24 protein-coding genes are annotated in these 24,459 nt (G+C 51.9%); 21 read left to right on the top strand and 3 right to left on the bottom strand.

Features of this window, described 5'->3' with window-relative positions:
* Nucleotides 1-11 precede the first annotated feature (11 nt).
* The 19 genes from fliN to L1D47_RS13245 all read left to right on the top strand — a co-directional run bounded on the left by fliN (nucleotide 12) and on the right by L1D47_RS13245 (nucleotide 17,264).
* Nucleotides 12-395 (top strand): flagellar motor switch protein FliN, encoded by a 384-nt coding sequence (fliN, locus tag L1D47_RS13335; RefSeq protein WP_239885487.1) that lies wholly within the window; start codon nucleotides 12-14, stop codon nucleotides 393-395.
* A gap of 9 nt (nucleotides 396-404) precedes the next feature.
* Nucleotides 405-782 (top strand): flagellar biosynthetic protein FliO, encoded by a 378-nt coding sequence (gene fliO / locus L1D47_RS13330; RefSeq protein WP_239850063.1) that lies wholly within the window; start codon nucleotides 405-407, stop codon nucleotides 780-782.
* A gap of 56 nt (nucleotides 783-838) precedes the next feature.
* A complete protein-coding gene (gene fliP, locus L1D47_RS13325) occupies nucleotides 839-1,546 on the top strand; it encodes a flagellar type III secretion system pore protein FliP (RefSeq protein ID WP_235375400.1) in 708 nt (235 codons plus the stop codon).
* An 8-nt stretch (nucleotides 1,547-1,554) separates the two neighbouring features.
* The gene (gene fliQ / locus L1D47_RS13320) at nucleotides 1,555-1,824 is read left to right on the top strand and encodes a flagellar biosynthesis protein FliQ (protein WP_239885485.1); all 270 of its coding nucleotides are present in this window, start codon (nucleotides 1,555-1,557) and stop codon (nucleotides 1,822-1,824) included.
* 42 nt (nucleotides 1,825-1,866) lie between these two features.
* Nucleotides 1,867-2,664, top strand: a complete 798-nt coding sequence (gene fliR, locus L1D47_RS13315; protein WP_239885483.1) for a flagellar biosynthetic protein FliR — start codon at nucleotides 1,867-1,869, stop codon at nucleotides 2,662-2,664.
* A complete protein-coding gene (gene flhB / locus L1D47_RS13310; protein ID WP_041510645.1) occupies nucleotides 2,664-3,797 on the top strand; it encodes a flagellar biosynthesis protein FlhB in 1,134 nt (377 codons plus the stop codon). The genes fliR and flhB overlap by 1 nt, the downstream gene beginning before the upstream one ends.
* 314 nt (nucleotides 3,798-4,111) lie before the next feature.
* Nucleotides 4,112-6,211: a flagellar biosynthesis protein FlhA gene (flhA, locus tag L1D47_RS13305; RefSeq protein ID WP_239885481.1), complete on the top strand. Its 2,100-nt coding sequence runs from the start codon at nucleotides 4,112-4,114 to the stop codon at nucleotides 6,209-6,211.
* Between the two features lie 11 nt (nucleotides 6,212-6,222).
* Nucleotides 6,223-7,617, top strand: a complete 1,395-nt coding sequence (flhF, locus tag L1D47_RS13300) for a flagellar biosynthesis protein FlhF (protein WP_239885479.1) — start codon at nucleotides 6,223-6,225, stop codon at nucleotides 7,615-7,617.
* Between the two features lie 4 nt (nucleotides 7,618-7,621).
* Nucleotides 7,622-8,503, top strand: a complete 882-nt coding sequence (locus L1D47_RS13295) for a MinD/ParA family protein (RefSeq protein ID WP_041510648.1) — start codon at nucleotides 7,622-7,624, stop codon at nucleotides 8,501-8,503.
* Nucleotides 8,496-9,215, top strand: a complete 720-nt coding sequence (locus tag L1D47_RS13290) for an RNA polymerase sigma factor FliA (RefSeq protein WP_041510649.1) — start codon at nucleotides 8,496-8,498, stop codon at nucleotides 9,213-9,215. Before L1D47_RS13295 ends, L1D47_RS13290 begins: the two co-directional genes overlap by 8 nt.
* A gap of 42 nt (nucleotides 9,216-9,257) precedes the next feature.
* Complete coding sequence (gene cheY / locus L1D47_RS13285) at nucleotides 9,258-9,641, top strand: chemotaxis response regulator CheY (RefSeq protein WP_011865185.1); 384 nt, start codon at nucleotides 9,258-9,260, stop codon at nucleotides 9,639-9,641.
* 13 nt (nucleotides 9,642-9,654) lie between these two features.
* Nucleotides 9,655-10,392, top strand: a complete 738-nt coding sequence (locus L1D47_RS13280; RefSeq protein ID WP_239850065.1) for a protein phosphatase CheZ — start codon at nucleotides 9,655-9,657, stop codon at nucleotides 10,390-10,392.
* Between the two features lie 15 nt (nucleotides 10,393-10,407).
* Nucleotides 10,408-12,636: a chemotaxis protein CheA gene (locus L1D47_RS13275; protein ID WP_239885477.1), complete on the top strand. Its 2,229-nt coding sequence runs from the start codon at nucleotides 10,408-10,410 to the stop codon at nucleotides 12,634-12,636.
* A gap of 92 nt (nucleotides 12,637-12,728) precedes the next feature.
* The gene (locus L1D47_RS13270; RefSeq protein WP_239885475.1) at nucleotides 12,729-13,841 is read left to right on the top strand and encodes a chemotaxis response regulator protein-glutamate methylesterase; all 1,113 of its coding nucleotides are present in this window, start codon (nucleotides 12,729-12,731) and stop codon (nucleotides 13,839-13,841) included.
* The gene (locus L1D47_RS13265) at nucleotides 13,834-14,367 is read left to right on the top strand and encodes a membrane anchored protein in chemotaxis locus (RefSeq protein ID WP_239885473.1); all 534 of its coding nucleotides are present in this window, start codon (nucleotides 13,834-13,836) and stop codon (nucleotides 14,365-14,367) included. Before L1D47_RS13270 ends, L1D47_RS13265 begins: the two co-directional genes overlap by 8 nt.
* A 46-nt stretch (nucleotides 14,368-14,413) precedes the next feature.
* Nucleotides 14,414-15,205: a ParA family protein gene (locus L1D47_RS13260; protein ID WP_239885471.1), complete on the top strand. Its 792-nt coding sequence runs from the start codon at nucleotides 14,414-14,416 to the stop codon at nucleotides 15,203-15,205.
* On the top strand, nucleotides 15,189-16,250 hold the full coding sequence (locus L1D47_RS13255; protein ID WP_239885469.1) for a chemotaxis protein CheW: 1,062 nt from the start codon (nucleotides 15,189-15,191) through the stop codon (nucleotides 16,248-16,250). The genes L1D47_RS13260 and L1D47_RS13255 overlap by 17 nt, the downstream gene beginning before the upstream one ends.
* Nucleotides 16,251-16,257: 7 nt before the next feature.
* Nucleotides 16,258-16,752: a chemotaxis protein CheW gene (locus tag L1D47_RS13250; protein ID WP_011865192.1), complete on the top strand. Its 495-nt coding sequence runs from the start codon at nucleotides 16,258-16,260 to the stop codon at nucleotides 16,750-16,752.
* Between the two features lie 110 nt (nucleotides 16,753-16,862).
* Complete coding sequence (locus L1D47_RS13245; protein ID WP_152619159.1) at nucleotides 16,863-17,264, top strand: DUF2802 domain-containing protein; 402 nt, start codon at nucleotides 16,863-16,865, stop codon at nucleotides 17,262-17,264.
* A gap of 687 nt (nucleotides 17,265-17,951) precedes the next feature.
* Here the strand turns inward: L1D47_RS13245 and L1D47_RS13240 are convergent.
* Both L1D47_RS13240 and L1D47_RS13235 read right to left on the bottom strand, forming a co-directional pair.
* Nucleotides 17,952-18,332, bottom strand: a complete 381-nt coding sequence (locus L1D47_RS13240) for an EscU/YscU/HrcU family type III secretion system export apparatus switch protein (protein ID WP_345778769.1) — start codon at nucleotides 18,330-18,332, stop codon at nucleotides 17,952-17,954.
* Nucleotides 18,332-20,482 carry a hypothetical protein gene (locus tag L1D47_RS13235; protein ID WP_239885467.1) on the bottom strand — a complete coding sequence of 717 codons (2,151 nt, stop codon included), beginning with the start codon at nucleotides 20,480-20,482 and terminating at the stop codon, nucleotides 18,332-18,334. Before L1D47_RS13235 ends, L1D47_RS13240 begins: the two co-directional genes overlap by 1 nt.
* A 188-nt stretch (nucleotides 20,483-20,670) precedes the next feature.
* Here L1D47_RS13235 and L1D47_RS13230 point away from each other — a divergent pair, with 188 nt between their 5' ends.
* Nucleotides 20,671-21,453 carry a VacJ family lipoprotein gene (locus tag L1D47_RS13230; RefSeq protein WP_239885465.1) on the top strand — a complete coding sequence of 261 codons (783 nt, stop codon included), beginning with the start codon at nucleotides 20,671-20,673 and terminating at the stop codon, nucleotides 21,451-21,453.
* Between the two features lie 130 nt (nucleotides 21,454-21,583).
* Entirely contained in the window at nucleotides 21,584-22,687 is a 1,104-nt protein-coding gene (locus L1D47_RS13225) for a response regulator (RefSeq protein WP_239885463.1), read from the top strand.
* Between the two features lie 127 nt (nucleotides 22,688-22,814).
* On the opposite strand, the gene L1D47_RS13220 is transcribed toward L1D47_RS13225, so the two are convergent.
* The gene (locus L1D47_RS13220) at nucleotides 22,815-24,284 is read right to left on the bottom strand and encodes a peptide MFS transporter (protein ID WP_239885462.1); all 1,470 of its coding nucleotides are present in this window, start codon (nucleotides 24,282-24,284) and stop codon (nucleotides 22,815-22,817) included.
* Between the last annotated feature and the right edge of the window lie 175 nt (nucleotides 24,285-24,459).

Genomic DNA, 24,459 nt, shown 5'->3' with positions numbered 1-24,459 from the left:
GGTAGAAATCAATGAGCACAGAAGATACAGGTGACGATTGGGCCGCAGCCATGGCCGAACAGGCGCTAGAGGAGGCTCAGGCGGTCGAACTCGACGAGCTGGCCGATAGCTCGAAGCCGCTGACCGAAGCGGAAGCGGCCAAACTCGATACCATCATGGATATTCCGGTCACCATCTCGATGGAGGTGGGACGCAGCTTTATCAATATTCGTAACCTGCTGCAGCTGAACCAGGGATCTGTGGTGGAACTGGACCGGGTCGCCGGTGAGCCGCTGGATGTGATGGTAAACGGTACCCTTATCGCCCACGGCGAAGTGGTGGTGGTCAATGACAAGTTTGGTATTCGTCTCACCGACGTCATCAGCCAAACCGAGCGTATTAAGAAACTCAGATAAGGAAGGCCTATGGGGATCTCATCCTTGATGGCCGTTGCGGCCGCCGCGACAAGCACTCAGGCGCCCATCGAGCGGGAATCGGCATTGACCACCATGACGAATATGTTGGGTGGTCTGCTGGTGGTGATCGCCTTGATCTTCCTGCTCGCCTACCTGGTTAAACGCCTCAAGCTTGTGCCCACCTCCCACGGCGTGCTGAAGACCCTGGCGGTCACCCCGCTTGGACAGAGAGAGAAGATGGTGTTGGTCGAGGTCGATGGCCAACAATACCTGCTGGGAGTGACGCCGCAGCAGGTTTCGCTTATCGATAAACTCGATACCCCAATCACCATAGAACAGGACTCCTTTGCCAGCCGCTTGCGTCAGGCAAAGTCTTCACAGTCATGAATGTAATGAAAATCATGAAGCGGATCTTGACCTCATTCTTGCTACTCCTGGCGGTGATGGCGCCGCAACTGGCGCTGGCCCAGGACGGCATACTCCCGGCGGTGACGGTAACGACAGGTGCCGACGGCTCTACCCAATACTCGGTGACCATGCAGATACTGCTGCTGATGACGGCGCTGAGCTTTCTGCCCGCCATGGTCATCATGCTCACCTCTTTCACTCGCATCATAGTGGTGCTGTCGATTCTGCGCCAGGCCATTGGCCTGCAGCAGACGCCGTCGAATCAGGTGCTGATCGGCATGAGTCTGTTCATGAGTTTCTTCATCATGGCGCCCGTGTTCGACAAGATCTACGATCAGGCGGTCAAACCCTATATGGATGAGGCCATGACCATAGAACAGGCCTACGATAAGGGTAAGGAGCCGCTACGGGCCTTCATGTTGGCCCAGACCCGTCTTACCGATTTGGAAACCTTCGTCGAGATCTCTGGCTATCAGAATATTCAATCGCCCGAAGATGCGCCCATGAGCGTGCTGATCCCGGCCTTTATCACTAGCGAACTCAAGACCGCGTTTCAGATAGGTTTCATGCTGTTTGTGCCATTCTTAGTGTTAGATCTGGTGGTGGCCAGTATCCTGATGGCTATGGGTATGATGATGCTGTCGCCGATGATCGTCTCCTTGCCCTTTAAGATCATGTTATTCGTGCTGGTGGATGGCTGGAGTCTGGTGATGGGCACCCTGGCCAACAGTTTTGGGATCTAGGAGCTGCTATGACACCCGAAGCCCTCATCGACATCTTTCGTGAAGCCCTCTCGGTTATCGTGACCATAGTGTCGATGATCATCGTGCCCGGCTTGGTGGTCGGCCTGGTGGTGGCGGTGTTTCAGGCGGCGACCTCCATCAACGAGCAGACCCTGAGCTTCCTGCCGCGTCTGCTGACCACACTCTTCGCCCTGATGATCTTAGGCCACCTACTGGTGCAGACCATGATGGAGTTTTTCCTGCGGATGGTGAATCTTATCCCTCAGGTGGTGGGTTAGGCATGAATTACCACGTCTGCCAATTGATGTGGCGTCGTTGAGATGGAGATCTTGCTGTCGACCATAATGCAGACGCTATCGGCCTACATGTGGCCGCTGTTTCGGGTGTCTAGCATGCTGATGGTGATGGCCGTATTTGGCGCTAACACCACGCCCACCCGCGTGCGCTTGCTGCTTTCGGTGGCGATTACCTTCGCCATCGCCCCCATGTTGCCGGTGAATACCGAGGTCGAGCTGTTCTCATTAGGTGCGGTATTCGTTACCGTGCAGCAGATATTGATCGGCGTCGCCATGGGGTTTGTGACGCTGCTAATCATGCAGACCTTCGTGCTGACCGGCCAGATCATCGGCATGCAGACCAGCCTAGGTTTTGCCTCCATGGTGGATCCCGGCTCGGGGCAGCAGACCCCGGTTATCGGTAACTTCTTCTTGCTGCTGACCACCATGATCTTTCTCGCTGTGGATGGTCACCTGGTGATGATCCGCATGCTGGTGGCGAGCTTCGATACCATTCCCGTGTCGATGCAGGGGATCAGCATCGCCAGCTATCGGCGCCTGGCAGAGTGGGGCGCCTATATGTTCGGCGCGGCGCTGACCATGTCTATCTCGGCGATCGTTGCGCTCTTGCTGATTAACCTCTCTTTTGGGGTGATGACCCGCGCCTCGCCGCAACTTAACATCTTCGCCATCGGTTTTCCCGTGACCATGGTGAGTGGTTTGATTATTCTCTGGTTGACCCTGACGCCTATCATGGCGCATTTCGACGAGGTCTGGCGTTCGGCCCAGTTGTTGCTGTGCGATCTGGTGCAGCTGCAATGTAGTACGGCTAGGAGTTTCTGATGGCCGATAACGATACCAGTCAGGAGAAGACCGAAGAGGCGACCCCCAGGCGACGCGAACAGGCGCGAGAGAAGGGGCAGGTCGCCCGATCTAAGGAGCTGGGCACCTCTGCCGTGCTGATGTCGGCGGCGGTGGGCTTTGCCGTTATTGGGCCGAGCCTGGGGCAGTCATTGATGAGCGTGATGACGAATCTGTTTACCATGAGCAGACCGGAGATCTACGACACCAACAGCATGTTCAACATCTGGATGATGGTCTTCAGCGAGCTGGCGATCCCTATGGCCAGCTTCGTGCTGTTTCTCGCCTTTGTTGCCTTCCTGGGGAATGTTGTGCTCGGCGGCATCACCTTCTCGGCCAAGGCTTTCATGCCGAAGGGCAACAAGATGAACCCCATCAGTGGCTTTAAGCGCATGTTTGGGGTGCAGGCCTTGGTGGAGCTAACTAAGGGGATCGCCAAGTTCTCCGTGGTGGCCCTGATGGCCTATCTGCTGCTCAGTTATTACTTTACCGATATTCTTACCCTGTCCCAGGGACACCTGCCGGGCAACGTCTATAACGCACTGGATCTGCTGGTGTGGATGTTTATCGTGCTCTGCTCCTCTACCGTGATTATTGTGGTGATCGACGTGCCGTTTCAGATCTGGAACCATAACAAACAGCTGCGGATGACCAAGCAGGAGATCAAGGACGAGTATAAAGATACCGAGGGCCAGCCCGAGGTGAAGGGCAGGGTGCGTCAGATGCAGCGTGAGATGGCGCAGCGGCGCATGATGGCCGAGGTGCCCAATGCCGACGTGATTGTGGTCAACCCCGAGCACTATGCGGTGGCGGTAAAATATGATGTGACCAAGGCCGCCGCGCCCTATGTGCTCGCCAAAGGGGTGGATGATGTGGCTTTTAAGATACGTGAGATCGCCCGTGAACATGACGTGGCCATCGTCTCTGCGCCGCCACTGGCCAGGGCCATCTATCACACCACCAAGATAGATCAGGAGATCCCCGAGGGCCTGTTTACTGCCGTTGCCCAGGTACTGGCCTATGTCTTCCAGCTGCGTCAGTATCAGCAAAAAGGCGGTAAGCGGCCAACGCCTATCCCTGTCAATCAGCCTATCCCCGACGAGTTAAAGTACTAAAGTTCAAGAAGATTCTCGCCTTGCTGCTCATCGCCTTGTCCGTTGTTTGAGCGAATGTTATTCACTTGTGTTATACCAATCGTAATAAATAATTGATCATTCTAGCTTGTTAAAACGCTCGATAACTGTATTAGTATTTTTAATTGTAGAATAACTACTTATCTAAAAATCCTGCTTTGTTCTCAAGCGTTTTTCCTGCGCTATTTCTGATCACATGTTTACTGTGATTGGTATTAAAGCTGGCCGAGAGCGCCTTAAGTTGGCGTACTTTTTGCTGAATCCTAGCTAGATGTCAAAGTTCAGGCGCTAGATTGATGGATTTGAAAGCAAGCTTAGGTCAACTAAAACAGGTAAAACCCGCCAACTTCAAAGGGATAGGCACACCTATCTTGGTACTTGCGGCGCTGGCGATGATCGTCTTGCCCATGCCAGCCTTTCTGCTGGATATCCTGTTCTCCTTTAATATCGCGTTAGCGCTGGTCGTCCTGCTGGTCGCCATCTATACCGATCGCCCCTTAGACTTTGCCGCTTTCCCAACGGTTCTGCTTGTCGCCACCCTGCTGCGTTTGGCGCTTAACGTCGCCTCGACCCGTATCGTATTGCTCGAGGGTCATAACGGTGGTGACGCCGCGGGTAAGGTGATCGAAGCCTTTGGCTCGGTGGTAATCGGCGGTAACTATGCCGTGGGTCTGGTGGTGTTTCTTATCCTGATCATCATTAACTTCGCCGTGGTGACCAAGGGTGCAGGACGTATCTCAGAGGTGAGTGCCCGCTTTACCCTAGATGCCATGCCTGGTAAGCAGATGGCTATCGATGCCGACCTTAATGCCGGGGTCCTTAACCAAGATCAGGCGCGTATTCGCCGCGCCGAAGTGACCAAGGAAGCCGACTTCTACGGCGCGATGGACGGTGCCTCTAAGTTTGTAAAAGGGGATGCGATCGCGGGCATCATGATTCTGGTGATCAACATCCTGGGTGGTTTCGTCATAGGTATGGCCCAGCACGGCCTGGACTTCTCCTCTGCGGTCGAGATCTACACCTTGCTGACTATCGGTGATGGCTTGGTGGCGCAGATCCCTGGCCTCTTGCTCTCCATCGCCGCGGCCTTGATGGTGACTCGTCAAAACGAATCTGGCGACATGGGTCAGATGGTGATGAGTCAGATGTTCGACAATCCCAAATCACTGGCCATCGCCGCCGGCGTGCTGCTGATCATGGGTATCGTGCCTGGTATGCCTCATTTTGCCTTCTTAACCTTCGGCATCATTACCGCAGCGGGCGCCTATTTTCTGCATCGTAAGAAAGATCTCGATAGGCAGCGTGCCCTGGAGATCGCCAAGACCTCGCCGGCAACCCCGGGTGATGCCAAGTCCAAAGAGCTTAGCTGGGATGATGTGCAGCAGGTCGATACCATCGGCCTGGAGGTGGGCTATCGCCTGATCCCTCTGGTGGACAAGGGCCAGGGTGGTGAGCTACTCGGCCGCATCAAGGGCGTACGTAAGAAGCTGTCTCAGGAGCTGGGCTTCCTGGTACCCGCGGTGCATATTCGCGATAACTTAGACCTTGCGCCAAACACCTATCGCATCTCGCTGATGGGGGTGGCCTCCGGCGAGGCGGATATTCGTCACGACTGTGAGCTGGCCATCAACCCTGGCCAGGTCTACGGCAAGCTGGATGGCGTCGAGACCACAGACCCGGCCTTCGGACTTGAGGCGGTATGGATAGCACCTGAGCTAAGAGAACACGCTCAGACCTTAGGCTATACGGTCGTTGATGCCGCCACGGTAGTAGCCACTCACCTGAGTCAGCTATTGACCAACAATGCCTCTAAGCTGCTGGGTTACGAAGAGGTGCAGCAGCTGATGGATATGCTGGCCAAGCATTCGCCTAAGCTGGTCAGCGGCTTTATTCCCGATGTCTTGCCGCTGGGCACTGTGGTCAAGGTGATGCAGAACCTGCTTAATGAAGGCGTCTCCATTCGCGATCTTAAGACAATCGTTCAGACGCTACTCGAGTACGGGCCTAAGAGTAACGATACCGAAGTGCTCACCGCCGCCGTACGTATTGCGCTTAAACGCATGATTGTACAAGAAATAAGCGGGCCAGAGCCGGAAATTCCTGTCATTACTTTGGCGCCTGAATTGGAACAGATGTTGCATCAGTCTATGCAGGCAACGGGAGGCGAGGGGCCGAATATCGAACCTAGCCTTGCCGAGAGGATGCAAAAGTCGTTACTCGACGCATCCCAGCGTCAGGAGATGGTGGGTCAGCCAGCCATCCTACTGACTTCGGGTATGTTACGTTCGACGCTGTCGCGTTTTGTTAAACATACGATTCCAAATCTAAGGGTGATCTCTTACCAAGAGGTACCCGATGAGAAACAAATTCGCATCGTATCGGCGGTCGGCCAGTAGAGGGTATTTAAGTGAAAATTAAACGTTTTTTGGCGAAAGATATGCGCTCTGCATTGGCCCAGGTAAAAGAGACTTTAGGCTCGGATGCGGTGATCATGTCCAATAAAAAAGTCACCGGCGGCATAGAGATTGTGGCCGCGGTCGACTACGACGAGCCTAAGCCAAGCGTGGCCAAATCAAGCGATGCCGCGCCCCTGTCACCCAGCTTTCTAGACCTTGCCGAAGAGAAGGTGTCTATCGGTCGCCAACCCATCAAGGCAGAGTCAAAAAAACAACCATCACCCGTGGCCGATTCGCTGCAGGCCCTGCTTGAGCGTCAACAAAATCGCGTCAGTCAGCAGTTAAGTCAGTCAAATGAAGCACTCGAGATGCCCGCCTGGGCCCAAGGATTGAAGGCGCCTAAAGAGGAGGCCCCTGCAATCAGTCACCAGGAGAGCCCTGTTCTCAATCGTCCCAAGCGTGAAAAGAGCGGCGCGGCCAGCAGCGAGATTGAATCCATGCGTGAGGAGCTAGCCTCCCTGCGTAACCTGCTGACCCATCAGGTGACCTCACTGCTGACAGAGCAGAAGAGCCGCCTGGATCCTGTCGGTGCCATGTTAGAGAGCCGTCTGCTCGACGCCGAGTTTAGTCCTGAGGTTGCGGTTAAATTGTCGGCCTTGAGCGAACACTATGTGCCAGCGGATCTGGTAAAGGCGCTGCCGCGTAGCCTGGCGAACATGCTCGACAACCAGGGGGATGATATTGTCCGTCAGGGCGGAGTGGTTGCCTTTGTCGGTCCGACTGGTGTCGGCAAGACGACGAGTGTCGCAAAATTAGCCGCTCGATTCGCCGCGCAACATGGTTCAGATCAAGTTGCATTAATTACAACCGATCATTATCGCATTGGAGCCTATGAGCAGCTGGCAACCTATGGCAAAATAATGGGGTGTCCGGTCAAGCAAGCTCATGATCTCAATGAGTTGGAACAAATTCTTTATCAGTTCCGCAATCGCAAGCTAGTATTGATAGATACTGCGGGCATGGGACAAAGAGATGTGAGATTGTTCCAGCAACTTGATAATTTAACTGCAAATAGCAGATTACCTATTCGCAGTTATCTGGTACTGTCATCTACAAGTCAAAGAAGAGTGCTTGAAGATGCCGTCGCGCAGTTTACTCGGATTCCATTATCCGGTGCGATTTTGACCAAATTAGATGAATCGGTGGCCTTGGCGCCGGCATTGAGTGTGTTGATTCAAAGTGGATTACCCTTGAGTTATGTCACCGATGGCCAGCGAGTGCCAGAAGATATGCAAGTGGCCGACACCTTAGCCTTAGCCAACAAGGCCCTGTCGGTACTCGAAAAGAAAGTGCAACCAATACAGAATAACGAAAGGTCATATGAACAGGCCTACGCATTTGAGTAATATAATGAGTCGGGATCAAGCAAGCGGTTTACGTATGATGAATCAACCATATAACGAAAAAGTAAAAGTAATTGCCGTAACCGGTGGTAAAGGTGGCGTAGGTAAAACCAGCGTATCGATCAACACCGCCGTCTCCCTGGCCGAGAAGGGCAAGCGAGTGCTTGTGCTCGATGCCGACTTGGGTCTTGCCAACGTCGATGTCATGTTGGGCCTAAGGGCTGAGCGCAATCTGTCCCACGTATTATCCGGTGAGGCCGATCTTGACGAGATCATTGTTCGTGGTCCTAAGGGAATTGGTATTATTCCTGCCACTTCTGGTACCCAGGCCATGGTGGAGCTGACACCTGCGCAGCATGCCGGCCTAATCCGTGCCTTCAGTGAGATGAAGACCCAGTTTGATATCCTGGTCGTGGATACCGCTGCCGGTATCTCGGACATGGTGCTCAGCTTCTCTCGCGCCTCGCAAGATGTCTTGGTCGTGGTCTGTGATGAGCCGACCTCTATTACCGATGCCTATGCTTTAATTAAGATTCTGAGCCGCGAGCACGGCGTATTCAGATTTAAGATTGTGGCCAATATGGTCAGAAGTTTGCGAGAAGGGATGGAGTTGTTTGCTAAACTTAGCAAGGTAACCGACCGTTTTCTCGACGTGGCCCTGGAGCTGGTTGCGACTATCCCCTTCGATGAAAACCTTCGCAAGTCAGTTCGTAAACAAAAGCTGATCGTCGAGGCGTTTCCTAAGTCGCCGGCGTCGATTGCTTATCATGGTTTGGCTAATAAGATCATTAGCTGGCCAGTGCCACAACAGCCGGGCGGCCACCTAGAGTTCTTTGTGGAACGTTTGGTACAACGCCCAGAATATCAAGAGGATCGTACGAGTGAGTAAAGCCGCTGCGTATACTTGTTTAGATAACAAAGCTTCTATTGTCGAACAGTATGCACCGTTGGTTAAAAGGATTGCTCACCATTTACTTGCTCGTCTGCCCGCCTCGGTGCAATTGGATGATCTGTTACAAGCAGGTATGATGGGCCTGCTCGAAGCCTCGGCCAAGTTCGACGGCAGCAAGGGGGCTAAGTTTGAAACCTTTGCCGGAATACGCATTCGTGGCTCTATGCTCGACGAGATCCGCCGTGGCGACTGGGTACCCAGGTCGGTTCACCGCAATCAACGCCGCATAGCACAGGTGATTGACGAGCTAGAACAAGAACTTGGACGTGACGCAAAAGACAATGAAATTGCGGATCGACTTGATATGCCGCTCGATGAGTACCATCATATTCTTAATGATGTTTCAGTCGGGAAAGTAGTTGGAATTGAAGATCTTGGTGTATCGGTCGATGTAGTAAGACAGGAAGATGATCACCAGGACGACGCATTTGAATCTCTGGCAGAGACACAGTTTCATGAGGCCCTCGTGGAAGCGATTAAATTACTGCCAGAAAGAGATGGATTAGTTTTGTCGTTATATTATGACGAAGCATTAAATTTAAAAGAGATCGGTGCCGTACTTGATGTCAGCGAATCCCGAGTAAGCCAGATACACAGCCAGGCGATGCTCAGACTCAAAGCGAAACTCAAGCATTGGACCAAAATATAACGATTACATGAGCAATATAAAAACAGCTCCGCGGAGGAAACCTTGGACAAGAATATGAAGATTCTCGTTGTTGACGATTTCTCAACAATGAGACGCATCATCAAGAACTTGTTGAGAGACTTGGGTTTTAATAACACTCAGGAAGCAGATGACGGTTCGACAGCCTTGCCTATGTTGCAAAAAGGCGATTTTGATTTTGTCGTAACCGATTGGAATATGCCTGGGATGCAGGGTATCGACCTACTAAAGGCTATCCGTGCCGATGACAACCTGAAACACATTCCTGTGTTGATGGTGACTGCGGAAGCGAAAAGGGAACAGATCATCGCAGCGGCCCAGGCTGGTGTGAATGGCTATGTGGTGAAACCTTTTACTGCGGCGACATTGAAAGAGAAGTTAGACAAGATTTTCGAACGACTCGGTTAATCAAGGTTGAGCTATGCAGGCAGAAACTTCAGGGCTGATCAATTTAGCACAGGCCAAGCAACTTGTTGATCTACTCGAGGCTGGCCAACAAGAGCAGGCCGATGAGCTAATTCGCGACATCGCCAGCCCGATTCAGAAAGAGCTGTTTGACGAGGTGGGTCGCCTTACCCGTCAGCTTCACAGTGCGATAGTGGATTTTCAGGTGGACGGTCGCCTCGTGGAGCTGGCCAATAGCGAAATTCCCGATGCCAAAGAGCGCCTCAATTATGTCATCGACATGACGGAGCAGGCGGCAAACAAGACCATGGACGCCGTCGAAGAATCTCTGCCGCTTGCAGATGCGCTAACCGCAAACGTACAAGCCGTTAAGCCTTCTTGGGATCGTCTGATGAGACGCGATATTCAGCTGCACGAATTTAAGGCGCTATGCCATGACGTTCAGCAGTTTATCGAGCGTAGCGAGTCCGATTCCAACCGTTTGAAAGAGTTACTCAATAACATATTGCTGGCCCAGGACTTCCAAGATCTGACCGGGCAGATGATCCGCCGGGTGATCGAGCTGGTACGAGAGGTGGAGAGTAACCTGGTCTCCATGTTGACCGTATTTGGCGAGCAGCCCGCAACGGATAAACCCCAAGCATCAGAGAAGTGCGTCGAAGCTGAAGGTCCTATTATGAACGCTGATCAGCGTGATGATGTCGTGACAGGGCAAGATGAAGTCGATGACTTGCTGTCGAGTCTAGGTTTCTAAGTAGGAGTCATATGAATGTCCTTTGATGTTGATGAAGAGATACTGCAGGACTTTTTGATTGAAGCGGGTGAGATCCTTGAGCTTCTCTCTGAACAGCTGGTGGCGTTAGAGAATAACCCCGACGACACCGAACTACTCAATGCCATCTTCCGTGGATTCCACACAGTTAAAGGTGGCGCAGGCTTCTTGAGTCTGACGCCCATGGTGGATGTCTGTCATGAAGCGGAAAATACCTTCGACCTGCTACGCACAGGGAAACGCAGTGTTTCCGCCGAACTGATGGATATCATTTTACAGGCCGTCGACACCATCAATTCTATGTTTGCCGAGACCCAGGCGGGTGTCGAGCAAAGCCCTGCCGATGATGCCCTGTTGGCTAACCTTAAATTATTGAGCTCTGGTGGCTTATTACCGTCGGAAATGGGCGGCGCTGGCGAGACGCTTGCCTATGAACAGCCGGATGAAGCGCCTGCTGATGCACAGGCCGATGACGGTATCGAGCTGTTTGATACCCCGCTCGATGACAATGTCGAGTTGTTTGACGAGCCGGTAAGCAATGATCCCGTGACCTCCATTGCCGGTGAAGGCGATATCGATGAGATAGATGAGTCTGAATTCGAAGCCCTGCTCGATGCGCTTCACGGAAGCGGAAAAGGGCCTTCAGGTACCAGCGCTGCGGCTAGCGCGCCGGTTCAGGCCAACGAGAGTGACGACATCACCGACGATGAGTTCGAGTCACTTCTCGATGAACTTCACGGTTCGGGTAAATTCCAGGCGCCCTCAGCACCAATTGCCAAGGTGCCAGAGCCTAGCTCGCCGCCGGTGGATGCCGATGAGATCACCGACGATGAATTTGAAAAGCTGCTAGATGAGCTGCATGGGACCGGTGCCGGTCCTGGCAGCGAGACCAGCCCGGCGGCCCCTAAGGCGCCAGAGGTTTCCGCACCTAAAGTGGCAACTCCTGCGCAATCGAGTGTTAAGGCACAGCCCGTGGAGGCGCCAGCGCCTAAACCTGTGGTGAAGGAGAAGGCTGCGGCCAAGGCGCCAGCCGCTAACATGCCGCAGGCGGAAACCACAGTACGTGTCGATACTGCGCGTCTCGATCAGATCATGAACATGGTCGGTGAGCTGGTATTGGTGCGTAATCGTCTGCTTAGCCTGGGGATCTCCCGCGATGACGAGGATATGTCTAAGGCCCTGGCCAACCTAGATCTGGTAACTGCCGATCTGCAGGGCGCTGTGATGAAGACCCGCATGCAGCCGATCAAGAAGGTATTTGGCCGCTTCCCGCGTGTGGTTCGTGATTTGGCCCGCAGCCTGAATAAAGAGATCGATCTTCGCATGACAGGCGAAGATACGGATCTGGATAAGAACTTGGTCGAAGCCCTTGCCGATCCCTTGGTTCACCTGGTGCGCAATTCGGTCGATCATGGTATCGAGATGCCCGACGAGCGTGAAGCCAACGGCAAGTCACGCACAGGTACCATCACCCTTTCTGCCAGTCAGGAAGGGGATCATATCTTGCTCAAAATTGAAGACGATGGCGCGGGGATGGATCCCGATAAACTCAAGCAGATCGCCATCACGCGTGGTGTGCTCGATGAAGATGCCGCGGCGCGCATGTCTGACGAAGAGGCCTATAACCTGATCTTCGCTCCTGGCTTCTCCACTAAGGTAGAGATCTCTGACATCTCAGGCCGTGGCGTTGGCATGGACGTGGTGAAGACGCGCATTACTCAGCTAAACGGTACAGTGCATATCGATTCCCTGAAAGGTAAGGGGACTTGCCTGGAGATCAAGGTGCCGCTCACCCTGGCGATTATGCCGACCCTGATGGTGGAAGTTGCACAGCAGGTGTTTGCCTTGCCGCTGTCGAGTGTCAGCGAGATCTTCCATCTGGATCTGACCAAGACCAATATTGTCGATGGCCAGTTAACCGTGATAGTGCGAGAAAAAGCCGTACCGCTCTTCTATCTGGAGCATTGGCTGAGCCGTAAGGCCGCGAGCTTCAAGCATGGCGATAAGCAGCATGGTCACGTGGTGATCGTACAGCTCGGCACCATGCAGATAGGTTTCGTGGTTGACTCCTTGATTGGTCAGGAAGAAGTGGTGATCAAGCCGCTGGGCACCCTGCTACATGGCACCCCAGGCATGGCTGGCGCCACGATTACCTCAGATGGTGGCATCGCATTGATATTAGATGTACCCGGCTTATTGAAACATTACGCCAAGAATAAGAAATAGCAGTTAGTGGTACAGCGAGCTAGCGGATCGGCGTGATGCCAAAGGCATCACGCCTTGTTTCGGCAAGGATCCTGCTGTAGATAGGAAATTGAATGGCCATAAAAGTATTAGTTGTCGATGATTCAAGCTTTTTTCGTCGTCGAGTCAGTGAGATTGTCACCAAGGATGCGGATTTAGAGGTCATAGGCACGGCTTCAAATGGTGCCGAAGCGGTTAAGCTGGCGCAGCAGTTGAAGCCACAGGTGATCACCATGGATATCGAGATGCCTGTGATGGATGGTATCAGTGCCGTGCGTGAGATCATGGCGAAGTGTCCCACGCCCATTTTGATGTTCTCATCTCTCACCCATGATGGTGCCAAGGCGACGCTGGATGCCTTGGAGGCCGGTGCATTAGATTTTCTTCCTAAACGATTTGAAGATATCGCCACTAATAAAGATGAGGCGATCTCTCTATTGCAGCAGCGTATCAAGGCATTGGGCCGTCGCCGGGTGTTTCGTCCTATACTGCCTCGAAGTGTACCGCCAAAGCCTACAGCCACGACAGGGACTGCACCGTCTAGAGAGAGTGTGCAGCCACAACGTCCGGCGTCACGCCCGAGTGCGCCGCTTCCCAGAGCCAGTGGTAAGAAATATAAATTGTTGCTGATCGGTACCTCGACCGGTGGTCCGGTTGCGCTGCAGCGTATCTTGACTAAGCTACCGGCTAATTATCCTCATCCCATCTTGTTGATCCAGCATATGCCGGCGGCCTTTACCCCGGCTTTCGCGGCTCGCTTAAATGGCCTGTGTGCCATCGAAGTGAAAGAGGCGCAGAATGGCGATCAACTCAGGGCGGGCTGCGCTTATTTGGCGCCCGGCGGAATGCAGATGATGCTTGAACGCGGCGGCACCTATGGACGCATTAAGATCGTGGCCGGCAGTGCGGATATGAACTACAAGCCCTGTGTCGATATTACCTTTGCCTCGGCCTCTAAGTTGAGCGGTGGCGGGACGCTGGCCGTGGTATTGACCGGCATGGGCGCCGACGGTCGCGAAGGGGCGCGGATGCTTAAAAACGTCGGTGCAACCATCTGGGCCCAGGATGAAGCAAGCTGCGTGGTCTACGGTATGCCTCAGGCGGTGACTGCTGCTGGGATCTCGAGTCAATCGATAGCGCTCGATGATATGGCCGAGGCCATCATACGCGAGAGTGGACGTGGCTAGGCAGCGTCAGGGCGTCAGCACCACTGTGCTGTTGCTGTTTTTTCTCTTGTTGGTCAGCAGTCTAGTCACTGGCTCACTCTATCTCGACCTAAGGCATAAGAATGAGCTGCTCGAGGATAAGATAGCTCAGCTCGAGAAGACCCAGGTGCTCTTGATGGTGCCCGACGAGCAGGCCGAGGCCTTGGCCGATTGGATGGAGAATAATCCTGAATTTACTCAATCTATCATCAAGCAGGCGGAACCTGGCAGTCAGGTGAGGGTGGAGATTGGCCCAGAGGTGCCCGAGTCGATTGCCAGACATGAGGCAAAAAGCCTACCGCTTGATGACCAGGACGAGTTAACGCCTCTATTACCTATGGAAGTGCCATCTCAGTCCGAGCAAAAGGTGGCAAGCACCACAGATAAGGCGCAACAGAGTGGTCAGGGGGCATCTCAAGCGGTTAAGCTGTCAGAAGATAAAGATGGTGTTAAAGTAATAAGCCTGCCCCATGGCGGCATTCGAGTCACGACTCGCGAAGATAATTAAAACAATAGCCTGATGGCGATACGCGCGGCGATTTAAGGGGTTTTACTTGAAGATCTGGACCATAGCAAATCAAAAAGGGGGCGTGGGCAAGACGACCACAGTGGCGAGCCTAGCAGGCGCCATGGCTAAGCGGGGCAAGCGAGTCTTGATGATAGACACAGACCCCCATGCGTCCCTGGGCTACTATCTGGGGATAGATTCCGAAGAGGTGCCCGCCTCACTCTATGAGCTGTTTTTGAAGCACAAGAGCCTGACACAAGAGCAGGTGCTTGCCCATATTGTGCCTACTAAGGTTGAAGGTATCGATTTGCTGCCCGCCACCATGGCCCTGGCGACGCTGGATCGCTCACTCGGCCATCAGGAAGGGATGGGCTTGATCCTTAAGCGCCTGCTTAGTTTAGTCGATGAGCATTATGACGTCGCCCTCATCGATTGCCCGCCGGTATTAGGGGTGCTGATGGTCAATGCGCTTGCCGCCAGCGAACACATTATCATTCCGGTACAGACAGAGTTCTTGGCCATCAAGGGGCTAGACCGTATGGTCAAAACCATGACACTCATGGGACGCTCTAAGAATACCAACTACAGTTACACCATTATTCCGACCATGTATGACAGACGCACCAAGGCGTCGCCAGCCGCCTTACAGCAGCTAGGGGAGGAGTATGGTGATGTGCTTTGGCCAGATGTTATCCCGGTCGATACCAAGTTTCGTGATGCCAGCCTGGCGCACTTGCCAGCCTCGCATTATGCCAGCCATTCTCGCGGCGTGAAGGCCTATGACAGATTGCTGGATCATCTGCTGACCAAGGAGTTTGCTCATGTCAAACTCGGCTGATGATGCGGTTTTCGATTATTTTTCGCTGCTGCTCTCGGAACCCGAGCGAGAGGAACCTGAGCGAGAGGAGCTTGAGCGAGAGGAGCTTAAGCAAAAGAGTGCTTCGTCAGGTGAGCATGAAGAAAAGCGCGGCAAAGCGACGGCTAACCAAGATGGGCTAGCGACTCGACAAGCCCCCGCAGTGCAGCGACAGACCCAGATTCAGGCTCAGCAAGCGCCGTCACGCCCAGTGATAACCCAAGCCGCCCCGCCGCTGAATAAGCTCGCGCTCGAGCAACTGCTGGCGCCGGTGACTGAGATAGAAACTGAGACAGAAACTGAAACAGCAACCGAGACTGTAACAAAGCAGGAGCTTAAGACGCTCGAGCAGGTTAAGTCAGCCACTGTTGAGGCCAAGCCTGCACAGGTTGAAACCGCTACTCATGCGAAACCTTTGTCGCAAGTTAAGGAAAAAATAGAAGAAAAATTAGAAACTTCGGCTAGTATTAAGCAAGAGGAAGCCGTTGCCGAAAAGGTCGAACTGGCAACCTCGATGCAGACTCAAGCCGGGGCGACACCGCCCGGGGTGACTGAGCAGTTGATTGAGCAGCTCGATGAAGAGTTTCAGGTGCTGTTTTTCAAGGTGGCGGGTCTCACCTTAGCCGTGCCCCTGGTAAGCCTTGGCGGTATCGTTAAGGTGGAGCGAATTAACCATATTATGGGACGACCAGACTGGTATCTTGGCGTTCAAACTCATAGGGACTCGCAGCTCAATGTTGTCGATTCCGGCGCCTGGGTGATGCCGGAAAAATACGACGAGAAGCTGGCGCAATCTGTTGATTACCAATATATTGTACTCCTAGAGAACAGTAATTGGGGCTTGGCCTGTGAGTCTCTGGTGAATTCCGTCAAAATTTTAAAGTCAGAAGTTAATTGGCGTAGCAAAGCGGGCAAACGCCCCTGGCTGGCTGGCGTCGTAAAAGAACAGATGTGCGGCATCTTACATGTGCAGGCACTGATTGAATTATTAAATTTGGGTTTAGGTAGTCAGGACTCTATTGGCTGAGGTTGATATGGCAGATGCAAAAAACGTCGCGGCAGTTGCTGCAGGTAAAGATGATGAAGTGTTGCAGTGGGTAACCTTCCGTTTAGACAATGAAACCTATGGTATCAATGTCATGCAGGTGCAAGAGGTGTTGCGTTACACCGAAATCGCTCCTGTGCCGGGGGCTCCTCATTATGTGTTGGGGATCATTAACCTTCGTGGCAATGTGGTGACAGTGATCGATACCCGTTCGCGTTTCGGTCTGCCTTCTGCCGAGGTGGATGATTCTACCCGTATCGTGATCATCGAAGCGGAGAAGCAAGTGATCGGTATTCTGGTCGACAGCGTCGCCGAGGTGGTCTATCTGCGTGGCTCGGAGATCGACAATGCGCCGAACGTGGGCACAGAAGAGAGTGCCAAGTTTATTCAAGGGGTGAGTAATCGCGATAATGAATTGCTCATTCTGGTGGATCTCGATAAGTTACTCTCAGATGAAGAGTGGATGGAACTGGCTCAGCTTTAAACCCTTAGCCATTGACGATAAAAAGCCGTCGCCTCGTTCGATGGCTTTTTTCGTGGTGGAAAAGAGTTAGATGAGTGTAGGCGTAAAAAATAATGGAGTCGGCTTTTATGATAGGCGATGAGATCTTAATCGCGGCGTTACTGTATGTGGTTGCCTGTCTTGGTTTGGTGCTGTATCAGCAGAAATTGACCAACAAACTCAGAGCCAAGATAGACGCCTTGACCTTGCTGGTTAAAGAGAACGATCGACAGCGTGAGGCGGTAAAGCAGGAGCTGCAGGAGCTGAGATCCGGCACCATAGGGGTTGGTCGACGCATGCTTGAGCTCGAAAAGCGTGTGACCAAGCAGGAGGCCCGCATCGATGAGACGGTCGCGGATGAACCTCAGGCCAGGCTCTATACCCGAGCGATGAAGATGGTCGAACTCGGCGCCGATATCGACGAGCTGGTAAAGGAGTGTGAGCTGCCTAAGGCAGAGGCCGAGCTTTTGCTACGTCTACATGGTAAGCGTTAGGTCTCTTTTTTTAGGGAAGGTGCGAATAAGTCCCGTGCTTGCTCTGCGTGTGCTTAAAGTGGATAGATGCAAGGCACAGTTTGCAGCGAATGGCCCTAGTCCTTCGCAAGAACTGTAACGCAGCAAATACCGCTGTAAGCCTCGCCCTGCGGGGCTTTGATAGCAACACCATTTCGGCATTATTCAACTTCCGCAGGCCTCGGCATGCCCTCAGTTGAATGCCTTGAACTGTCGCTGCTATCAAAGCCAGAGCTGTGCGNGTGCTTGCTCTGCGTGTGCTTAAAGTGGATAGATGCAAGGCACAGTTTGCAGCGAATGGCCCTAGTCCTTCGCAAGAACTGTAACGCAGCAAATACCGCTGTAAGCCTCGCCCTGCGGGGCTTTGATAGCAACACCATTTCGGCATTATTCAACTTCCGCAGGCCTCGGCATGCCCTCAGTTGAATGCCTTGAACTGTCGCTGCTATCAAAGCCAGAGCTGTGCGACGACTTGTTCGCACCTTCCTTAGCTAATACCAATCGTAATAAATAATTAATCATTCTAGCTTGTTAAAACGCTCGATAACTGTATTAGTATTTTTAATTGTAGAATAACTACTTATCTAAAAATCCTGCTTTGTTCTCAAGTGTTTTTCCTGCGCTATTTCTGATCACATATTTACTGTGATTGGTATAATTTTTTGGTCCTTACACCTCTTGCATGATCCTCTTATGCATATTGTCCCAGCGTTCTGGAAACTTACCGTCAAGCATATAGACGAAGGTGATGAGTTCTGCGATGAGCAGATACAGCTCTTTGGGGATTTCCTCACCTATCTCCAGTTTTTGCAGAAAGTTACTCAAGTTGGCATCTTGATGGATATAGATGCCAGCCTCCTTGGCGATGGCAATGATCTCCTCGGCAACTAAGTCTTCACCCTTGGCGGTGATCTGCGGCGCCGATTTACCGTCGTAGCGCAGGGCGGTCGCCTGAGTGGGCCTGTGTGGGTTATTGTATGAGTGACTACTTGAGTTATGGCCTGAATTACCGTGTAACTTGTTTTCTAAATCGTCTGTTGAGCTCATCATTAGGCCTTTATCTTTACCAAATAGTGCTCACCTGGAAGTAAGGAGGCGGGCACCTGTGAGACTTGAGTGCGGATCTTGTTTGGGGTTATGCCGATGGCCTGAATCTTCTTTTCGAGTCCCATGAGTCGTTGTTCGATACGGTCGAGCAGGCTCTGATCTTCTGAGGTAAAACCCAGGTTCAGTCGACCATCTTTCACGTCAGCATTGATCAAAAGCCCCGCCTGACTGAGATTAAACTTAAGCTGCAGCCGCCAATGAGGGGAGCTGTTTTTCTCTTGCTCGTCCTGGCTGAAATGCCCCTCAAGCTCTTCGTGTCTGTGCTCAATCATGTAGGGCAGGGTAAAGTACCAATTCGTCGATTGTGGCGAGTCGCTGCTCGCCTGCTGATAGAGGGAAAGATTCGATATTAACTTGCCCAGCGACTCTAGGCCGCCACTTTTTTCGAGCAATCCCAGTAGCTGACTACCCGAGGCGAGCTGTTGCAGCCCTTGGACCTGGCTAGATGCTTTGCCGCTCGTTTGCGTTTTTACCTGTCTGCCAAGGAGTAGCTGAAACAGCACGCCTATGGTGCCGGCGTGACTCGTGATACTGGCGAGGCTAGCGACAGGCGCTGGGGGCGCAGCGATGCCGGCGAGGCTATCGATAAGTTCCTGTCTCAATGAGCTAGGACTCGCTAACTCGCTAAGGGGCCTAGGAAAGGCTAGTGGCAGAAGTTGCTGTACTAATTGCAGCAAGTTTCGCCCCTGAGCAGTGGCTTTTTGTGCCTGTAAGGCTTTATCTGCAATCTGACCCAGTGCGAGGTTGAGGCCTCTATGTCCTATCTCTCTATGCCCTACATCACTGGATTGGAGTCCATTCGGGGGTAAGCCTCTTGGGGATGACTGCGTTTGGCCTATATCTCTTGCTGCTGGCGACTTGCCTGTAGCCGAAATTAGCCCTGCTTGTTTCTCTAGGGCTGTCAGCTTAGCCAGCGCGGCGGGGCTGAGCTGTCGTAACTGAGCCGTAGTTTTCGCCATTCCCTGTTCAAGGGGCGTCGCCTCGAGCCTAATTCCCGTTAGCCTGTTATCTGTTAGCCTGATATTTGAGAGCCTGATATTTGCGAGCATAGTGCTGACGTTTTGATAGAGTCGGCTCTGGGCTATTTGTGCTATTTCTTTCAACAGCGCCCCTTGGGGATTTTTCGACTCACTGGCCAGCAAGGCATTATCTGACGTTGGCGTTGAGATAAGTGCTTTACCGATCTGAGAGCCGAAAATCGCTGCTGTCTTATCGGGTGCCTTGTCAGGCGATTGAGCACTGCGAAGCGGTATCTGAACCATTAGGTCTTTAGGCAAAGTAGCGTTTGCCGATGCCTTGCCTGGCATGAGAATCGATGAGGAATCAACAGGACGATTTGGCGTGGTGAGCTCCCTGATGATCCCGTTTAACGATTCAGGCGTTAACGGCGTCTTTGCCAAGGTATTTATTAACTGGTGGTAAGCACTGGCTAACGCGGGTTTGCTGATAAGCGCTTGGGATGACGGTGGTGATAGATAGAGCGCGGGGGAGTTGGCATTGCTCATCAGCGCATCTTTACCTGTGGGGGTCAGTTGTAGATTGACCTCTGCTAATTTTGGGGTGAGCGTTAGGGTCAATCGTCCATTTTCTATGGCAATTTTTGCTAGGTATTGACCATCGGCAATGGAGGGACTTGGCAACCTCACAAGCTGCGATTCATTAAAAAACAGCTGATTTGCCGTTATTTTTACCTCCCCGAGGGGATAGCCCTGGGGACGGTTGGCGAAGTTGGTGAGCTGTTCCAGACTTATCTGGTTGGCATTGATATAGGCAACCAGCCCCTTAGGTAAGGGGAGGGAAGTTGGCTGCCCCTGAGCCTGCACGCTGGCATTCATCATAGAAGTTGAATTAGCGGCGGCGCTTAATTGGGTCAATACTGTAAGATGGATGGCATCTTGTTTCAGGTTTTGCTGATCTTTAGCGTCAAGGTAGGTGATGGCCAGCTCGCGATGGTTGAACTTGAGCTTATCGCCTTGGGGAGTCGATACAATCTCTACCGGAATATTTTTAGCCTGAGCGCTCTTGTCTGTTTGGGCTAGAGCATCACCGCCAGAAAGAGCTGGGGCGGGCATGTCGATACGGGAATTACTCAAATGTGAACCTCAAATTGATGCTCCATGAATGTCTTATTACAAAATTCAATTTGACCTATCGCTTTTGCTGAGTATCCTTAGCGATCTGAAAAGGAAAACCAAACTGTGTAGTCTAGTATTAACACTTTATCGTCAACAATAGCTGGTGACTTTAGCCGTGTTCAATACTAATTAGGAAACTAATTTATATGAAGTGTAAATGGATTGCGTTGAGTCTGCTATTGGTTGGTGCCCAGGTGATGGCACAAACAGACACAAGCGATGAGAGTGCAACGGATAGCACAGCCGCAGAAGTGACCATTATCTATAATGATGAGCGTGATCCTCTGGAAGGTTTTAACCGTGCCATGTGGGATTTCAACTATCAGTTTCTCGATAAGTATTTCTATCGCCCCGTGGCCCACGGTTACAACGACATCTTGCCTCGCCCGGTAAAGACGAGCGTTAACAATTTCGTGCTTAACTTCGAAGAACCTAGCTCCATGGTGAACAACGCCCTGCAGGGTAAGTGGGGCTGGGCAGCCAATGCCGGTGGACGATTCACCATAAATACCACTATAGGTTTACTTGGGGTGATCGATGTTGCCGACATGATGGGCCTGGCGCGAAAACAGGATCAGTTTAACGAGGTGCTCGGTTACTACGGCGTGCCTAACGGTCCTTATTTCATGGCGCCTTTCTTAGGCCCCTATGTCACCCGTGAAATCGCCTCAGATTGGGTGGACGGGCTTTATTTCCCGCTATCTGAGCTCACCATGTGGCAATCCTTGGCCAAGTGGGGGCTGAAAAACCTCCATAGGCGCGCATCGGCAATTGACCAAGAAAGACTTGTCGATAATGCACTTGACTCCTACACTTTTGTTAAGGAAGCGTATTTTCAGCATCTTGACTATAAAGTTTATGATGGCGACATACCCGTGTCGACTGATGATGACGAATTGCTCGACGAATACATGACAGAGCTTGATTAACATCAGTGTCCCGCATAACCCATTGTTTCATAATAGGCGAAGGAATTAGCGATAAGATGTTGCTTATCTAGACGTATATGGATGTACTAGATTTTGCGGCTTAGCCAGAGTGCGAGCCTGGGGAAGCTAAATGGCGTTAGAAGATCTAGTGATACTGTTAGTGGAAGATGACCCGGTATTTCGCAGCATTGTGGCCGCCTTCCTGACTAATCGTGGTGCAACCGTTATCGAGGCCGATGACGGTCAGCAGGGATTAGAAAGATTTAGTCAGCATGATTTCGATATCGTGCTGGCCGACCTCAGCATGCCTATTCTGGGCGGGCTGGATATGCTCAAGCAGATGCTCAAACGTAAGCCTGATACCCTCTCAATCGTGATCTCCGGCAATCAGGTAATGGCCGATGTGGTTGAGGCGCTTAGAGTCGGCGCTAATGACTATCTGGTTAAACCGGTTAACGATCTCTGCCTTATCGAGAATGCGATTCGTCAGTGCGTTGGTGGCTCGAGTCAGCAAGATGTGCAGCTGGAAGATCTCGACGAGTTGTCATACCAAGAACTAGAAGAGCATCTTAGCCTGCTCGAGCAAAACGCCGAGGCCGCCAAGAGCGTGCAGCAACAGCTATTTCCCCCTTCTGTGATCGACTACCCCAAGGCAAAGATTGACTATAGCTTGTTTAAACATGATGAGGTTAGTGCCTACTTTATCGATAGCGTGAATGTGGGTGAGCGTTACCTCATCATGTATATGGCGCATTTCCAGCCACAAGACAATCGCTGCGCATTTGCCAGCGTGCTGCTAAAGAGTTTCGTCAATCAGAAGCTTAAGCGTTTTCGTAATGACAATACCGAAACAGTTATCGAGCCGTTCAATATGCTGAGTTACCTTAATGAGCGGATGAGCAAGTCGGGCTTGGACATCTATGTCGATATTGTCTATGCGGTCGTTGAATTGACCCATTATCGGGCTTCTATTGCGCAGGCGGGTAAGGGCCTAAGGTGTTATATCCGCAACGAAGAAGGGCTGATGCCGCTGGCAATGCCTGATGCGCTACAATTGGGGATTCTAGAGTGGGGCCAGCCCAGCACTCAGTTTAGAAATTTAATGCCGGGAGAGAGCCTGTGTGTGGTTTCAAGCAGCGCCGAACATAGGGAGATGTTACTCAATGATGAGTTTGTTGGTTTGAGTTACAGCCCCAAGGTAGCCCCTGGCGGCTATGTGCAGATGAGCTTCTAATTTTCTCTCAAGAATCGTTTTATTTTTATTTAACCCTAGACATAAAAAACGCCACTTAATGTGGCGTTTTTTATGATGCTAACTTGCTAGTGATAAGCCATTAGCATTCTTTTCAGGTGAAAAGCCATTAGCGTTTGATTGCTTCATGCTCTGCAGTAATTGCAATCTCTTCCTCTAAGGCTTCTTCTTCAGTGTGGTGGCTATCTTCGGCGCCATGCATCCAGTCAACCAGTTTATCTGCCATGAAGTAGAGGATAACGCCTGACAGTGCGGCGGTGATCGCGATACCAGCGAAGATAGACATAGCGTTGGCTAGCTGCTCTTCTTTCTCGCCACCATGGCCGATGAATGAACCGATAATACCGCCAATCTTGTTTGCTGCGGCAACAAACAGGAACCAGGCACCCATCATTAGTGATGCGATACGCAGCGGAGCCAGTTTGGTCACCATAGAGAGACCAATTGGAGAGAGACACAATTCACCCATGGTGTGGAAGAAATAAGCGCCTACCAACCACCACATGCTTGACTTGGCGCTAGCGTCACCACCCATTTCCAGTACCGCACCGATCATAAACAGGAAGCCTGTTGCGAGTAATACCAGACCTAATGCGAATTTTACCGGTGAGTTTGGCTCTCTGTCGCCAAGACGAACCCAAATAGAAGCCACTACAGGGGCGAAGATCACGATGAATATGGCGTTCAATGACTGGAACCAAGTTGTTGGGACTTCCCAGGTACCGATCATACGGTCGGTGAAGTCGTTGGTGAACAGGTTCATTAGGCCGCCGGCTTGCTCGAAACCAGCCCAGAAGATGATGGTAAACAGACCCATGATCATGATCACCTTGATGCGATCGCGCTCAACTTTGGTTAGTGGCTCTTTACGAACTTCACCTTTTTCTGCTGCTCTTTGCTTTTCAAGTTGAGCCGCTGGAGTACGGCCAATATCGCCAAGAAGCTTTTGCGCGAACAGGAATTGAATGATCAGTGAGATGACCATACCGATACCGGCGCAGATGAAGCCTGCCTGGAAGTTGCCATCGAAGTAAGCGACGACCGAACCAACGATGATACCTGAAAGGAAGGCACCAACGTTAATACCCATATAAAAGATGGTGAAGGCACCGTCACGGCGATGATCGCCTTCTTCGTATAGGTCACCTACCATGGTAGAGATGTTTGGCTTGAACAGACCGTTACCTAAGATGAGGATACCTAGGCCGACATAGAAGACTTCGGTTTCCATGCCTTGTACCCATGCATGAGGGGTACCCAGAATAAATTGACCAGCGGCCATCAGGGCGCCACCTATGATGATGGCTTTACGTTGACCTAAGAAGGTATCGGCGAGCCAACCACCGATGAGGGGCGTTAGGTAAACAAGACCTGTGAATGTACCGTAAAGATTTAGGGCGTCGGCCTGGGTCCAACCTAGACCATGACCACCTTGTGATTGGACTGCGTCGACGAGATATAGTACCAGGATGGCTCGCATCGCATAGTAACTGAAACGTTCCCATAACTCAGTTGTAAACAACAGGAACAGTCCCTTAGGATGGCCGAGCATCGTACCTTGGGGTTTTGCTGCACTCATGTAAGTCTTCCACCTTCAGCTTGTGATTGCCTACATAACAAAAACTATGTAGAAAAATGGTTGTTGCTAATATAGCTCGCTTGTTGAATAGAGGCGCTTGATTAGTCTAACTCAATGAAAATGTTGGCCAATCGTCCTTGCCGCGTTCTAAGTTTGTTGCGAGAATTTATTATAT

Origin of the sequence: Shewanella sp. Isolate7, assembly GCF_022398425.1 — a bacterium.
GTDB lineage: Bacteria > Pseudomonadota > Gammaproteobacteria > Enterobacterales > Shewanellaceae > Shewanella.
This window is presented reverse-complemented; position numbering and strand designations above follow the sequence as displayed.

What these genes read in the sequence shown, in the direction of transcription:
- fliN (WP_239885487.1), top strand. Translation starts at nt 12, where the DNA reads ATGAGCACAGAAGATACAGGTGACGATTGGGCCGCAGCCATGGCCGAA.
- fliO (WP_239850063.1), top strand. Translation starts at nt 405, where the DNA reads ATGGGGATCTCATCCTTGATGGCCGTTGCGGCCGCCGCGACAAGCACT.
- fliP (WP_235375400.1), top strand. Translation starts at nt 839, where the DNA reads ATGGCGCCGCAACTGGCGCTGGCCCAGGACGGCATACTCCCGGCGGTG.
- fliQ (WP_239885485.1), top strand. Translation starts at nt 1,555, where the DNA reads ATGACACCCGAAGCCCTCATCGACATCTTTCGTGAAGCCCTCTCGGTT.
- fliR (WP_239885483.1), top strand. Translation starts at nt 1,867, where the DNA reads ATGGAGATCTTGCTGTCGACCATAATGCAGACGCTATCGGCCTACATG.
- flhB (WP_041510645.1), top strand. Translation starts at nt 2,664, where the DNA reads ATGGCCGATAACGATACCAGTCAGGAGAAGACCGAAGAGGCGACCCCC.
- flhA (WP_239885481.1), top strand. Translation starts at nt 4,112, where the DNA reads ATGGATTTGAAAGCAAGCTTAGGTCAACTAAAACAGGTAAAACCCGCC.
- L1D47_RS13295 (WP_041510648.1), top strand. Translation starts at nt 7,622, where the DNA reads ATGAGTCGGGATCAAGCAAGCGGTTTACGTATGATGAATCAACCATAT.
- L1D47_RS13280 (WP_239850065.1), top strand. Translation starts at nt 9,655, where the DNA reads ATGCAGGCAGAAACTTCAGGGCTGATCAATTTAGCACAGGCCAAGCAA.
- L1D47_RS13275 (WP_239885477.1), top strand. Translation starts at nt 10,408, where the DNA reads ATGTCCTTTGATGTTGATGAAGAGATACTGCAGGACTTTTTGATTGAA.
- L1D47_RS13270 (WP_239885475.1), top strand. Translation starts at nt 12,729, where the DNA reads ATGGCCATAAAAGTATTAGTTGTCGATGATTCAAGCTTTTTTCGTCGT.
- L1D47_RS13255 (WP_239885469.1), top strand. Translation starts at nt 15,189, where the DNA reads ATGTCAAACTCGGCTGATGATGCGGTTTTCGATTATTTTTCGCTGCTG.
- L1D47_RS13250 (WP_011865192.1), top strand. Translation starts at nt 16,258, where the DNA reads ATGGCAGATGCAAAAAACGTCGCGGCAGTTGCTGCAGGTAAAGATGAT.
- L1D47_RS13240 (WP_345778769.1), bottom strand. Translation starts at nt 18,332, where the DNA reads ATGATGAGCTCAACAGACGATTTAGAAAACAAGTTACACGGTAATTCA.
- L1D47_RS13230 (WP_239885465.1), top strand. Translation starts at nt 20,671, where the DNA reads ATGAAGTGTAAATGGATTGCGTTGAGTCTGCTATTGGTTGGTGCCCAG.
- L1D47_RS13225 (WP_239885463.1), top strand. Translation starts at nt 21,584, where the DNA reads ATGGCGTTAGAAGATCTAGTGATACTGTTAGTGGAAGATGACCCGGTA.
- L1D47_RS13220 (WP_239885462.1), bottom strand. Translation starts at nt 24,284, where the DNA reads ATGAGTGCAGCAAAACCCCAAGGTACGATGCTCGGCCATCCTAAGGGA.